Source organism: Streptococcus sp. 1559 (assembly GCF_013276735.1).
GTDB classification, from domain to species: domain Bacteria; phylum Bacillota; class Bacilli; order Lactobacillales; family Streptococcaceae; genus Streptococcus; species Streptococcus pseudopneumoniae.
Genome location: NZ_VMLO01000005.1, coordinates 16,962 through 31,418, shown reverse-complemented (window position 1 = coordinate 31,418; position 14,457 = coordinate 16,962). Strand labels below are relative to the sequence as shown.

Here is a 14,457-nt window from a genome sequence, read left to right as displayed (position 1 = left end):
GTGAGGAGCAGAGTGGATAAATTAAGTTTGCTACTGTATAATGGATTTATCACTAATACTCTTCGAAAATCTCTTCAAACCACGTCAGCGTCGCCTTGCCGTAGATATAGTTACTGACTTCGTCAGTTCTATCCACAACCTCAAAACAGTGTTTTGAGCTGACTTCGTCAGTTCTATCTGCAACCTCAAAGCTGTACTTTGAGCAGCTTACGGCTAGTTTGCTCTTTGATTTTCATTGAGTATGAAACTAAATCTCAAACACCTAGTCCTTTTATTATACTGCAAGAAGATATAGTTTTCAATTATAGTTTTTCTCTAACTAGCTATAGTCTATTTTTATATCCTAATGTAGAGAAAACAGCCCTAGGGACTGTTTTTCATTAATAATGCATCAAAACTTTGTAATCGTAGTCACCGATTTTTTCACGACCGTTCAATTCATCCAATTCAACAAGGAAGGCACAACCTGCTACAACACCACCAAGTTTTTCAATCATCTCGATAGTTGCCTTAACAGTTCCACCTGTCGCCAAGAGGTCATCTACGATCAGAACACGTTGACCTGGCTTGATGGCATCCGCATGCATAGTCAAGGTATCAACACCGTACTCTTTTTCATAGTCAGCAGAAATGACTTCGCGTGGCAATTTACCTGGCTTACGAACAGGCGCAAAACCAATTCCCAACTCAAAGGCAACTGGACAGCCCACGATAAATCCACGAGCCTCAGGCCCTACAATCATGTCTATTTTCTTGTCAGTAGCATACTGAACAATTTCACGAACAGCATAGCTATAAGCATTTCCATCAGCCATCAAAGGACTGATATCACGGAAGGTAATTCCTTCCTTTGGATAATTTTCAATTGTTGCAATATAATCTTTTAAATTCATCTTTTTCTTTCTTTCAAAGTTTTTACTCTCTATTATACCATATTTTCTAGTAAAGAAGAAAGAGAAAACAATATTTCATTTGCTAGTCACCCTATAAGCCAAATAAGATGACCATTTTTATTCAAAGGGTATCACAAGATAGATGCATAATATGACTTCCCTAGCAAAAAGGAGAGAAGCATTTTGTTTCTCTCCCTAGATTAACTGATATCTCTCCACTACAATTGATAAAGAGATATCTTTTCTTGTAGTGCTTTAAATTTTATTTATTTTAATAGACTGTTTTTTTCAGTTTCTACATCAAAGAAGTGTGCTTTGTTCAAGTCAAATCCAAGTTCAACTGTTGCACCTGTCTGCAAGTAGTCACGAGCATCAACTTTGGCAACAAACTCGTCTTTACCAACTTGGCAGTAAAGGTGAGATTCTGAACCAAGCAGTTCTGATACAGAGATAGTCGCTTTTACAACACAGTCTGGGAATGTTTCAAGGAAAGCAGGTTCTGCATTCACGTCTTCTGGACGGATACCGAAGATCAATTCTTTACCTTCGTAGCCTTTTTCGCGAAGAACTTTCAATGCTCCTTCTGGAACTTTCAAGCGGAAACCGTCAGAAATAATTTCGCTACCAACTAATTTCACATTGATGAAGTTCATTGCTGGGCTTCCGATGAATCCTGCAACAAATTTGTTAACTGGGTTTTTATAAACTTCTTGAGGAGTACCGATTTGTTCAACACGTCCGATAGTACCTGTACCAGCAGGGTTCTTAGTTGCTGACATGATAACGATACGGTCTGCAAGTGTCATCGCTTCTGTTTGGTCGTGAGTTACGTAGATAGTAGTAGCTCCGATACGACGGTGGATTTTCGCAATCTCAGCACGCATTGATACACGAAGTTTAGCATCCAAGTTTGACAAAGGTTCATCCATCAAGAATACTTTTGCATCACGGACGATGGCACGCCCCATGGCAACACGTTGACGTTGACCACCTGAAAGGTCAGCTGGTTTACGTTCCAAGAATTCTTTCAATCCAAGAATTTCAGCTGCTTCTTGCACACGTTTGTCGATGTCTTCCTTGCTGTATTTACGCAATTTCAAACCGAAAGCCATGTTATCATAAACAGTCATGTGTGGGTAAAGAGCGTAGTTTTGGAATACCATGGCGATGTCGCGGTCTTTTGGAGCTACATCATTGACAACCACGCCATCGATAGATGCAGTACCTTCTGTGATGTCTTCAAGACCAGCAATCATACGGAGTGTAGTTGATTTACCACATCCTGAAGGACCTACGAAAACGATAAATTCTTTATCTTTGATGTTCAAGTTGAAATCTTCAACTGAATAGTGTTCGCTATTTGGATATTTTTTGTAAATATTTTTAAGATTCAATTCTACCATGAGGTGAACTCCTTTTGTCTTTTGATAATTACATTATATATGAAAACGTTTTACATTTCTATGGCAAGGTGACCAAAAAAACAAAAAAGTTCTGTGCAACTTGCACAAAACTTTAGAGAAGATCGGAGAATTTGAAAAAGATAATCTTTATTATTCTTCTATGACAAAAGCAGAAACAAAGATTAGCTTTCCCATATTTTCGCTGATTTTCCACTACATTTGACTGGATTCCAATTTTTTAGAGAAATGCAAAAGAGCTAGCCTAAGCTAACTCTTATCCTATGCGGAGAGAGGGACTTGAACCCTCACGACCTAAAGCGGTCACAGGATCCTTAGTCCTGCGCGTCTGCCAATTCCGCCATCCCCGCGTCGATTACTTTACTAGTATATCAACTTTTGGGATACTTGTCAACACTTTTTTTCAAATTTTTTCATTTCATTAACCAAATTACTCTAAAATTTCATTTAGATTTTCATCTACTAACTTAGCTCCAAGTGTGTTTTTGAAATGACCTAGGGCAAATTGATGATTTTCAGGCCAGATGGAAGCAACAGCTGGTTTAACAATCTCGATGTCATATCCTAGATTATAGGCATCTATAGCTGTATGTAGGACACAGATATCCGTCAAGACACCTGTTAAGATAACGGTAGAAATTCGACGCTCTCTCAAACGGATATCCAGGTCAGTCCCTGAAAAAGCTGAGTAATGGCGTTTATCCATCCAAAAGACACGACTGTCTGAACCATGCTCTTGATAAAAGGTCCCCAAATCTCCATATAAATTCCGTCCGCTCGTCCCAATCAAATTGTGAGGAGGAAATAGTTTACTTTCTGGATGAAAACAATCGTTTTCTTCGTGAGCATCAATGGTAAAGAAGACGTAGTCTCCACGTTCAAAAGCTAATCGAGTCACCTTGCTAATGGCTTCTGAAATAGCTTGAGCTGGAGCCCCTGCTGTCAATTTACCACTATCAGCAACAAAATCTTCTGTATAATCAATCGAAATCAAAGCCTTAGTCATTAGTAATCTCTTTTCTTCACTTCTTCAAAAATATCTGAAATCAAGACCTTAAGATAGGTTCCCTTCATTCCAAGAGAGCGACTTTCAATAATCCCCGCAGATTCAAGTTTACGCAGAGCATTGACAATCACAGAACGAGTGATTCCGATACGATCTGCAATCACTGACGCAGTCAACTGCCCTTCATTTCCATTTAACTCCCCTAAAATTGCTGAAACAGCACGGAGTTCGGAGTAAGAAAGGGTATTAACCGCCATGGTAACAGCAGTACGGCGGCGAATATTTTTCTCATCTTCTTCACGTTGGAAATTAAGGAGTTGAATCCCAACGACGGTACTGGCAATCTCAACAAGGATCAAGTCCTCATCTTCGAATTTTTTATCATTGCGCCAAATAATCAAAGAACCAAGTCGAATCCCCGATACATGAATTGGAGCAATAGTCGTCAAACCATCTGGAAAATCGTCTCTACTCTCAACAGGGAAAATACTCATATCATGCTCAACAGGCAAATTTGCTTCTGTTTCGTAAATCATATTAGCCCCTTGAACGTAGTCATCTGGGAAAATCTTAGTTTGGAAGAATTGCTCTACGCGATCTGTATTTGTTTTATAACGCATAAAATAACCAAGCAGACGTCCCTTACTATTGATAATGCAGGCATTGCAATGAATAATATCCGCTAACTGACGCGTAATAGCGTTGTAAGGCAGCTCATCCTGCAACTGCTCCTCTGAGCGCTTCAAAATTGATGTAATCTTTCTTGTTTTTTCTAATAAATGTGCCATTTTTCACCTCGAATTTAATCGCTATCATTATAACATAAAAACGTTTCTTTTTCAATAATTATCTGAAAATTCCTTATTGACTTGCAATTTTTAAAAACAAGAATATTTTTAACTAAATTGTTCCTTTTCTATTGACAAGTTGCCTGTTTTTGTGTATCATAACATTATAAAAAGATAATACAATAATTTTATTTATCTTTTTTTCACATTCGGTCTCCTTATATAAAAAAGCGATTCATTTTGAACCGCTTTTTCTTATTTATCTCCCTTGTTACGAATAACAAAGCCTGTTTGCTTTTCACTTGAGGTATTGCGTGGTTTTTTATTATCCTTACGGTAACGTTTTTCCTTATCAAAACGATCATTGCCACGACTTCCTTTTTTGAACTCATCACGACGACCACCACGACGGTTGTCTCCTCGGCGATTATCACGACGGTCATCTCCACGACGACCTCCCTTAGCTTTACCACCGAAGCCATTACCTGATGGTTTAAATGGCAGTGGTTTTTCACGTGCGATCTCCACTTCTGGAAGGCTATCTGGATCTTGAACAGTCAGACTCAAGATATACATTGCCAATTCTTCTGGAGTAAACTCAGCAGCCAATTTGCGAGCATCCTTACCAAATTTCTCAAAGTTGGCACGAATGGTTTCATCTGCAAAATCACGTTCGATTTTCTTAAGAGCTACATGTTTTTTAGCTTGGAAGGCTTCTTCTGCACTTGCAGGTTTGAGACCTTTCATGCGTTTCTTTGTCAAGTTTTCAATAATTTGAAGGTAGCCCATTTCGTTTGGTGATACGAAGGTAATCGACTGACCTGACTTACCAGCACGACCTGTACGACCGATACGGTGAACATAACTCTCAGGATCTTGTGGAATATCGTAGTTGTAGACATGGGTCACACCTGAAATATCCAAACCACGCGCTGCAACGTCCGTCGCAACTAGAACATCCAGATTACCGTTTTTAAAATCACGAAGGACACGAAGACGTTTGTTTTGGTCCAAATCACCATGAATTCCTTCTGCACGGAAGCCACGGATTTTCAGACCACGAGTCAATTCATCCACACGGCGTTTTGTACGACCAAATACGATAGCAAGCTCAGGTTGCTCCACATCCATGAGACGTGTCATAGTATCAAATTTTTCTTGTTCCTTAACTCGGATATAGTATTGATCAACCAATTCTGTTGTCAATTCCTTAGCAGCAATCTTCACATGCTCAGGTTCTTTCATAAACTGAACACCGATACGTTTGATGGCATCTGGCATAGTTGCTGAGAAAAGAAGAGTTTGTCGATTTTCAGGGACACGGGAGATGATAGCTTCAATGTCTTCAAGGAAGCCCATGTTGAGCATTTCATCCGCTTCGTCAAGGATAAGCGTTTCAATATCTTGTAATTTCAAGGCCTTGCGTTTGATCAAGTCTAAGAGGCGACCAGGTGTTCCCACCACGATATGGGCACCAGATTTAAGAGCCTTAATTTGTTTTTCAATGCTTGATCCGCCGTATACTGAGCGGACTTTGACTCCCTTGCTACGACCAAAACGGAACAATTCCTCTTGACTTTGGACAGCGAGTTCACGAGTTGGAGCGATCACCAAGGCTTGGATAGTCGCTTCTTCTGTACGGATTTTTTCAAGGGTAGGCAAGCCAAAGGCTGCAGTTTTTCCTGTACCAGTCTGAGCTTGACCGATAACGTCCTTGCCTTCAAGGGCCAAGGGAATGGTTTGTTCTTGGATCGGACTGGCTTCTACAAAACCAGCTTTTTCAATCTCTGCTAGCAAATCAGCAGACAAGTTTAATTCATTAAATTTCACGTTGTTCTTCTTTCTAAAGGTGGTGCGAAGCCACCCCATAGGGCTTAGTGTATACTTTTCTTTTTATGACGTATTTTCATATACTGGATATAAAATCGTGTTGCTTCTTTTCCACAAAAGAAAAGTACTGTTTTCTTTGCAACCTATCTAGTATAACACAAGACCAGAGCAAAAGATAGCCCAATTTCTCTAGAAAATCATGTAAGCGGTTTTTGGCTTTCCTTTTTGATTGAACGACCTAGATAATAAGACAAAGCCAAGGCGATACTATATAAAATGATAAAAACGAACAAGGTTTGTGTGTAAGAATGAGCCATTTTATAAGTCTCTGCTAATAAAATAGGTCCCGCTAAACCAGCCATTGCCCAAGCCGTTAAAATATAACCATGCAGAGCGGCCAATTCCTTGGTTCCAAAAATATCACTGAGATAAGCTGGAATCAAAGAAAAACCAGCTCCATAGCAAGTCATCAAAATAGACATAGCGACTACAAATAAAACGGAATCTGTAAAGAGCCAAAGTGAGAGAGAAAAGAAAAGATTGACAAGCAGTAATATACTAAAGGTTAGAGGGCGACCGATATAGTCAGACAAACTCGCCCAAAGCAAGCGACCAAATCCATTGAAAATCCCCAAAACGCCCACCATTACTGCTGCATGACTTGTAGACAAGCCAGCCATCTCCTGTGCCATTGGCGATGCCGCTGAAATTAAGCCTAAACCACAAGCTATGTTGATAAAGAAAATAATCCAAAGTATATAAAACCGATTGCTTTTTAGAGCCTGATTTGCAGTCATCCCTTGCGTCAAAGAGGCTGTTTTTTCTTTCCCTGAAACAGATAAAATTGCAAGCTCTTGCTCATTTGGACGCTTAATGAATTGTGAAGCTAGGAGCATGATAATAAAGTAACTTGCACCTAAAATATAAAAAGTTTCTACAAGCCCTACCCCTGCGATGAGATGTTGCGCTATGGGACTAGTCAATAAAGAAGCAAAACCAAACCCCATAATCGCTAAACCTGTTGCGAGACCACGTTTATCAGGAAACCATTTTATAATCGTTGACACAGGGGTAATGTAGCCTGCTCCCAAACCAAGCCCACCTAAAATTCCATAAGCGAGATACAACAACCACAGCTCCTGACGGTCTATTGCAAATCCTGTTAAGATATTTCCACCTGCGTATAGAAAAGCAGATAGACTCCCCATGACTCTCGGACCAAATTTTTCTACCAAACGCCCCATAAATGCAGCCGATAAGCCTAAACAAAAGATTGCTAGACTAAAGGCAAAGGCAACAGAAGCCTGATCCCATCCCGTTTTTTCAATAATAGGGTTACGATAAACACTCCAAGCATAAGTCGAACCCAGCATTAAGTGTAAAATGACCCCAGCAAAGGCAATAATATAGCGATTCGATTTCATAAAACCTCCTATTTTCGAACATTTATTCTATCTTATATAAAAATAGATAGGATTTTAGTTTATCAAGCTTGTCAAAAAATTACTAGTTTTTTGTCTAGAAAGCGTTTTTATATTTTTCTGTCTTTTTCGTAGCAGAATTGTGCAAAAGTTTTTTTCTTGTGCTAGAATGAAATTCGAATAGGAGGAACTCTAAATGTTAACTTATGATTTAATCGTTATTGGATTTGGTAAGGCTGGTAAAACACTAGCTGGTAAATTGGCTTCAGCTGGCAAAAAAGTTGCCCTCGTTGAACGTAGCAAAGCTATGTATGGTGGAACTTGTATCAACATTGGTTGTATCCCAACTAAAACCTTGCTAGTTGCTGCTGAGAAGGGCTTGTCTTTTGAAGAAGTCATTGCTACCAAAAATACTATCACTGGTCGCCTCAACGGTAAAAACTATGCGACTGTTGCTGGTACAGGCGTGGATATCTTTGATGCGGAAGCTCACTTCCTTTCAAATAAAGTCATCGAAATCCAAGCTGGTGATGAAAAGAAAGAACTGACTGCTGAAACAATCGTCATCAACACTGGTGCTGTTTCAAACGTCTTGCCTATCCCTGGACTTGCTACAAGCAAGAACGTCTTTGACTCAACAGGTATCCAAAATTTGGACAAATTGCCTGAAAAACTTGGAGTCCTTGGTGGTGGAAATATCGGTCTTGAATTTGCTGGCCTTTACAACAAACTTGGAAGCAAGGTTACAGTCCTAGATGCCTTGGATACATTCCTACCTCGTGCAGAACCTTCCATCGCAGCTCTTGCTAAACAATACCTGGAAGAAGACGGTATTGAATTGCTTCAAAATATCCATACTACTGAAATTAAAAACGACGGTGACCAAGTGCTTATCGTAACTGAAGACGAAACTTACCGTTTCGATGCCCTTCTCTACGCAACTGGACGTAAACCAAATGTAGAACCACTTCAACTTGAAAATACAGATATTGAACTTACTGAACGTGGTGCTATTAAAGTAGACAAACATTGTCAAACAAACGTTCCTGGTGTATTTGCAGTTGGGGATGTCAACGGTGGCCTTCAATTTACTTACATTTCACTTGATGACTTCCGTGTTGTCTACAGCTACCTTGCTGGAGATGGCAGCTACACACTTGAAGACCGTCTCAATGTACCAAACACCATGTTTATCACACCTGCACTTTCACAAGTTGGTTTGACTGAAAGCCAAGCAGCAGATTTGAAACTTCCATACGCTGTTAAGGAAATTCCTGTTGCAGCCATGCCTCGTGGTCACGTAAATGGAAACCTTCGCGGAGCTTTCAAAGCTGTTGTTAATACTGAAACCAAAGAAATTCTTGGAGCAAGCATCTTCTCAGAAGGTTCTCAAGAAATCATCAACATCATCACTGTTGCTATGGACAACAAGATTCCTTACACTTACTTCACAAAACAAATCTTCACTCACCCAACCTTGGCTGAGAACTTGAATGACTTGTTTGCGATTTAAGTTGAGATCACATCTTAACTGACAGCCCTCTGAGGGCTGTTTTCATTTCTGCGAAATCTCATACTCTTCGAAAATCAAATTCAAACCACGTCAGCTTCACCTTGCCGTACTCAAGTACAGCCTGCGGCTAGCTTCCTAGTTTGCTCTTTGATTTTCATTGAGTATCAAATCTGTCTTTTCCCTCTTTTGTGATATAATAGAAACATGAACTTAAAAACTACTTTGGGCCTTCTTGCTGGGTGTTCTTCCCACTTCGTTTTAAGCCGTCTTGGACGTGGAAGTACGCTCCCAGGGAAAGTCGCCCTTCAATTTGATAAAGATATTTTACAAAACCTAGCTAAGAACTACGAGATTGTCGTGGTCACTGGAACAAATGGAAAAACCCTGACAACTGCCCTCACTGTCGGCATTTTAAAAGAGGTTTATGGTCAAGTTCTAACCAACCCAAGCGGTGCCAACATGATTACAGGAATTGCAACAACCTTCCTAACAGCCAAATCTTCAAAAACTGGGAAAAATATTGCCGTCCTCGAAATTGACGAAGCCAGTCTATCTCGTATCTGTGACTATATCCAGCCTAGTCTTTTTGTCATTACTAATATCTTCCGTGATCAGATGGACCGTTTCGGTGAAATCTATACTACCTATAACATGATATTGGATGCCATTCGGAAAGTTCCAACTGCTACTGTTCTCCTTAACGGAGACAGCCCACTTTTCTACAAACCATCTTTCCCAAATCCTATACAGTATTTTGGTTTTGACTTGGAAAAAGGACCAGCCCAACTGGCTCACTACAATACCGAAGGGATTCTCTGTCCTGACTGCCAAAGCATCCTCAAATATGAACATAATATCTATGCAAACTTGGGTGCCTATATCTGTGAAGGTTGTGGATGTAAACGTCCTGATCTCGACTATCGTTTGACAAAACTGGTTGAGTTGACCAACAATCGCTCTCGCTTTGTCATAGATGGCCAAGAATACGGTATCCAAATCGGCGGGCTCTATAATATCTATAACGCCCTAGCTGCTGTGGCCATCGCCCGTTTCCTCGGCGCAGATTCCCAACTCATCAAACAGGGATTTGACAAGAGCCGTGCTGTCTTTGGACGCCAAGAAACCTTTCATATCGGTGACAAGGAATGTACCCTTGTCTTGATTAAAAATCCAGTCGGTGCAACCCAAGCTATCGAAATGATCAAACTAGCACCTTATCCATTTAGCCTATCTGTCCTCCTTAATGCCAACTATGCAGATGGAATTGACACTAGCTGGATCTGGGATGCAGACTTTGAGCAAATCACTGACATGGACATTCCTGAAATCAACGCTGGCGGTGTTCGTCATTCTGAAATCGCTCGTCGCCTCCGAGTGACTGGCTATCCAGCTGAGAAAATCACTGAAACGAGTAATCTGGAGCAAGTTCTCAAGACCATTGAGAATCAAGACTGCAAGCATGCCTATATTCTGGCAACTTATACTGCCATGCTGGAATTTCGTGAACTGCTGGCTAGTCGTCAGATTGTTAGAAAGGAGATGAACTAATGGTTTATACTTCACTTTCCTCAAAAGATGGCAATTACCCCTATCAGCTCAACATTGCCCACCTCTACGGAAATCTCATGAATACCTACGGGGACAATGGAAACATCCTCATGCTCAAGTATGTTGCTGAAAAACTGGGAGCCCATGTGACCGTTGACATCGTTTCTCTCCATGATGATTTTGATGAAAATCACTACAACATCGCCTTTTTCGGAGGCGGTCAAGACTTTGAACAAAGTATCATTGCAGACGACCTACCTGCTAAAAAAGAGAGCATTGACAACTACATCAAAAACGACGGTGTGGTTCTCGCTATCTGCGGTGGTTTTCAACTATTGGGTCAATATTATGTTGAAGCTTCAGGCAAACGCATCGAAGGACTAGGGGTCATGGGCCACTACACTCTCAACCAGACCAATAACCGTTTTATCGGGGACATCAAGATTCACAATGAAGATTTCAATGAAACCTACTATGGATTTGAAAATCACCAGGGACGTACCTTCCTCTCTGATGACCAAAAACCACTGGGACAGGTTGTCTATGGAAATGGAAACAACGAAGAAAAGGTCGGCGAAGGGGTTCATTATAAGAATGTCTTTGGTTCCTACTTCCACGGGCCTATCCTCTCTCGTAATGCCAATCTGGCTTATCGCCTAGTCACTACAGCCCTCAAGAAGAAATATGGTCAGGACATCCAACTCCCTGCCTATGAAGATATTCTCAGCCAAGAAATCGCTGAAGAATACAGTGATGTCAAAAGCAAGGCTGACTTTTCTTAAACAAAGTGAAACTATATCAAAGAACTCCGTTATCTTGTCGGAGTTTTTTTGTCTTTTCTTTTACCCTTCTCCCTTGCATTTTCTCTCTTTTTTTGCCAAAATAGAGGGGTAGAAAGAAGGTAGCATATGTCTAAATTACAACAAATCGTAACATATCTTGAATCAGAAAAACTAGACGTCGCTGTCGTATCTGACCCCGTCACAATCAATTACCTCACTGGTTTTTACAGTGATCCCCATGAACGCCAAATGTTCCTCTTTGTCCTAGCGGATCAGGAACCTCTCCTCTTTGTCCCAGCTCTTGAAGTAGAACGTGCAAGTAGCACCGTTTCCTTCCCAGTAGTGGGCTATGTCGATTCTGAAAATCCATGGCAAAAAATCAAACATGCTCTTCCACAACTTGACTTCAAACGTGTCGCTGTTGAGTTTGACAATCTCATCTTGACCAAATACCATGGTTTGAAAACAGTTTTTGAAACTGCTGAGTTTGAAAACCTCACTCCTCGTATCCAACGCATGCGCCTCATCAAATCAGCTGATGAAGTACAAAAAATGATGGTTGCAGGTCTTTATGCGGACAAGGCTGTTCATGTTGGTTTTGACAATATTTCTCTTGATAAGACTGAGACAGATATCATCGCACAAATTGACTTTGCCATGAAACGTGAAGGTTACGAAATGAGCTTTGATACCATGGTCTTGACTGGTGATAATGCTGCGAATCCACACGGCATTCCAGCAGCTAATAAGGTTGAAAATGATGCTCTTCTCCTCTTTGACCTGGGTGTTCTGGTCAATGGCTATGCGTCAGATATGACTCGTACAGTCGCTGTCGGCAAACCAGACCAATTCAAGAAAGATATTTACAACTTGACTCTTGAAGCCCAACAAGCTGCTCTTGACTTTATCAAGCCAGGTGTGACTGCTCATGAAGTGGACCGCGCTGCCCGTGAGGTCATCGAAAAAGCTGGTTATGGTGAGTACTTCAACCACCGTCTCGGGCATGGTATCGGTATGGATGTCCATGAATTCCCATCTATCATGGAAGGAAACGACATGGTCATCGAAGAAGGCATGTGCTTCTCTGTTGAACCAGGTATCTATATCCCTGGTAAAGTCGGTGTTCGTATTGAAGACTGCGGTGTTGTTACCAAGGATGGCTTTGACCTCTTTACAAGTACCAGCAAAGACTTGCTTTATTTTGATTAAGATAGCAACAAACCCTAGTTAGACAAGAAGAATCACTTCTGTTTTATGACGTCCATTCTGAATAAAATTCTTCATTGTTCCCCTATGATTGGTTACAAGTCTCTCAATATTTTTAAGCCCCCATCCCTCTGTCTGACGTTCCTTTCGTATTACCAATTCATTCTCATCAAATGAATTCTCGATAGCAATAAAGAGTTTCTTCTGAAAATATCGTATTCCTAAGATTAAGACCCTATCTTCTTTATTACTCAAGCGCATACAGGCTTCAAGACTATTGTCCAACAAATTACCAAGTAAAACCGCTAAAATATCTGGATTGATTTCTAATCGTTGAGGTACAAAACAATCAATTTCCAATTGTATGTCCTCTACCTTATCCTGTAATTTTTGATTGAGTAAAAAGTTAATTGTTGTATTCTTGGAGTAACAGACAGTTTGGTTCTCTATACTATTTGTCATGCTTTGGAGATAAGACTTCGCTTGTTCAGGATCTTCTTTTAAAAGTGCAAGGAGGATTAAATGTTGATTTTTCAAATCGTGTTGAATCCTTTGAATCCTCCTATAATCTTTTTTAGATTGTTTCATTTCTCTCAGTTGAAAGGTCATCTGTTCCGTCTCTAGTATGCTTTGATAATACCTCTGTTGTTGCTGAGAAAGATATAGGGTGAAATAGAGAGAAGAGAACGTTAACACAATGAGGGCTAATACAGAAACAAAAGAAAGATAATCCTTCTCAAACACTTGCCCTTGAATCGCTGATACTGTAAAAGCAAAACAAATGGACAAAAATGGTACAATAAACTGGTATAACCAAGTCCCTTTAGAAACAGTATAAACTAACTTTTGATGTGCACGAAAAAGTTGTCGAAGAACCAGGGTCACTAGCAATGATAAAAGAAAAGCTACAGCGAGATAAAAAAGCATGGCTATTAGATTTTCTGAAATGACTGATAAAGGGGAAAATAGTTGCACTGCTTGATTGAGTATAGTACCAGCTAGTAAAGTTAGACTCATCTGACAAAAAATCCAAAACGAAGATTCTTGAACAGCATATCCAAAATAAAGACCTAAAAAATAATACTCTGCGATACTGAGAATAAGATTCCCTACTAAGAAAAGATTAGCACCTGAAAATAATATCGTCAACAAGGCATGGAAAAATAAAAGGAGAGAAGTAAAGATACAAATTCTCCTAGACTTTTCTTTTTGGGACAGAGGTCTATAAAAGAAAATAATTCCCAAAAATAAATCAAACAGAATACTCACAATCCGCAAACTGACTAACATTAAAAATTCCTCTCACTCAGATAATAATAATACTTTTCTCTAAAAGACGTTTGAAATTTTCGGCTAATTGGAAGGTGATTTTCATCCATTCCATTTAAAATTGTGACTATTTGCGAATCAAACTCTGTCACATATCTAGGATTGATAATATAGGAAGAATGAATTTGAATAAAGTAATCAGGTAATTTCTCTAAAATATCTTTCGTTTTAAGCAAAGCTTTGTAAGTCTGATCTTTAGTGTAAATAAAGACAGCACGCTTATCCTTTTCAAAAAATACAATGTCATCTAAAGGCAGTGAATAATGCTGCTTTCCAAAAGTAAACGTAAATACAGCTTGCCCTAAATTCAAAAAACGTACCACTCTATCCAGAGTTTTATATAATTTTTTAGAAGTCACTGGTTTAAGTAAATAATCAAAAGTCTGCACTTCAAAAACCTGCTCCATATAATCTCGATAACTGGTAACAAAGATAATCGGGATAAAAGGGTTTACCTTACGGATTTTTTGTGCCATATCAATTCCTGTTATCTGTGGCATCTCGATATCCAAAAAAACACAACTGTACTTCTCTGTCAATTGTTCTAATAGTTTTTGGGGATTCGTATAAACACTCGTTTCTATTTTGATATCCTTATAAGATAAGAGTAAGTTTTCTAGCTGACTACCATCCCTATTAGAATCATCACAAATCGCAATTTTTAACATCAAATTCCTCACTACAAGCATGATTTTGCCAATTATAACGTCAAATACGTCA

At 39.7% G+C, this 14,457-nt stretch carries 12 protein-coding genes and 1 tRNA gene; 4 read left to right on the top strand and 9 right to left on the bottom strand.

Features of this window, described 5'->3' with window-relative positions; all coding sequences use genetic code 11:
- Window positions 1–380 precede the first annotated feature (380 nt).
- The 7 genes from HT688_RS01515 to HT688_RS01485 form a co-directional block, all read right to left on the bottom strand.
- Window positions 381–893: an adenine phosphoribosyltransferase gene (locus tag HT688_RS01515; protein WP_001049318.1), complete on the bottom strand. Its 513-nt coding sequence runs from the start codon at window positions 891–893 to the stop codon at window positions 381–383.
- A gap of 266 nt (window positions 894–1,159) precedes the next feature.
- Window positions 1,160–2,296: an ABC transporter ATP-binding protein gene (locus tag HT688_RS01510; RefSeq protein WP_166728038.1), complete on the bottom strand. Its 1,137-nt coding sequence runs from the start codon at window positions 2,294–2,296 to the stop codon at window positions 1,160–1,162.
- 282 nt (window positions 2,297–2,578) lie between these two features.
- Window positions 2,579–2,664: transfer RNA gene (locus HT688_RS01505), tRNA-Leu, on the bottom strand.
- A gap of 80 nt (window positions 2,665–2,744) precedes the next feature.
- Window positions 2,745–3,320 (bottom strand): cysteine hydrolase family protein, encoded by a 576-nt coding sequence (locus tag HT688_RS01500; protein ID WP_166728039.1) that lies wholly within the window; start codon window positions 3,318–3,320, stop codon window positions 2,745–2,747.
- Window positions 3,320–4,108, bottom strand: a complete 789-nt coding sequence (codY, locus tag HT688_RS01495; protein WP_000940732.1) for a GTP-sensing pleiotropic transcriptional regulator CodY — start codon at window positions 4,106–4,108, stop codon at window positions 3,320–3,322. Before codY ends, HT688_RS01500 begins: the two co-directional genes overlap by 1 nt.
- A 255-nt stretch (window positions 4,109–4,363) precedes the next feature.
- Window positions 4,364–5,938 carry a degradosome RNA helicase CshA gene (gene cshA / locus HT688_RS01490; RefSeq protein WP_172923485.1) on the bottom strand — a complete coding sequence of 525 codons (1,575 nt, stop codon included), beginning with the start codon at window positions 5,936–5,938 and terminating at the stop codon, window positions 4,364–4,366.
- 197 nt (window positions 5,939–6,135) lie between these two features.
- Window positions 6,136–7,362 (bottom strand): L-lactate MFS transporter, encoded by a 1,227-nt coding sequence (locus tag HT688_RS01485; RefSeq protein ID WP_000841590.1) that lies wholly within the window; start codon window positions 7,360–7,362, stop codon window positions 6,136–6,138.
- A 193-nt stretch (window positions 7,363–7,555) separates the two neighbouring features.
- Here HT688_RS01485 and HT688_RS01480 point away from each other — a divergent pair, with 193 nt between their 5' ends.
- The 4 genes from HT688_RS01480 (at window position 7,556) to HT688_RS01465 (ending at window position 12,411) form a co-directional block, all read left to right on the top strand.
- Complete coding sequence (locus HT688_RS01480; RefSeq protein ID WP_050222886.1) at window positions 7,556–8,872, top strand: FAD-containing oxidoreductase; 1,317 nt, start codon at window positions 7,556–7,558, stop codon at window positions 8,870–8,872.
- 204 nt (window positions 8,873–9,076) lie between these two features.
- Window positions 9,077–10,420: a lipid II isoglutaminyl synthase subunit MurT gene (murT, locus tag HT688_RS01475; RefSeq protein WP_050261756.1), complete on the top strand. Its 1,344-nt coding sequence runs from the start codon at window positions 9,077–9,079 to the stop codon at window positions 10,418–10,420.
- On the top strand, window positions 10,420–11,202 hold the full coding sequence (gene gatD / locus HT688_RS01470; protein WP_000263200.1) for a lipid II isoglutaminyl synthase subunit GatD: 783 nt from the start codon (window positions 10,420–10,422) through the stop codon (window positions 11,200–11,202). Before murT ends, gatD begins: the two co-directional genes overlap by 1 nt.
- Window positions 11,203–11,328: 126 nt before the next feature.
- A complete protein-coding gene (locus HT688_RS01465) occupies window positions 11,329–12,411 on the top strand; it encodes a M24 family metallopeptidase (RefSeq protein ID WP_050201379.1) in 1,083 nt (360 codons plus the stop codon).
- A gap of 18 nt (window positions 12,412–12,429) precedes the next feature.
- Here HT688_RS01465 and HT688_RS01460 read toward each other — a convergent pair whose 3' ends face one another.
- Window positions 12,430–13,698 (bottom strand): GHKL domain-containing protein, encoded by a 1,269-nt coding sequence (locus HT688_RS01460; RefSeq protein WP_000961370.1) that lies wholly within the window; start codon window positions 13,696–13,698, stop codon window positions 12,430–12,432.
- Window positions 13,698–14,405: a LytR/AlgR family response regulator transcription factor gene (locus tag HT688_RS01455; RefSeq protein ID WP_050242000.1), complete on the bottom strand. Its 708-nt coding sequence runs from the start codon at window positions 14,403–14,405 to the stop codon at window positions 13,698–13,700. The genes HT688_RS01460 and HT688_RS01455 overlap by 1 nt, the downstream gene beginning before the upstream one ends.
- Window positions 14,406–14,457 lie beyond the last annotated feature (52 nt).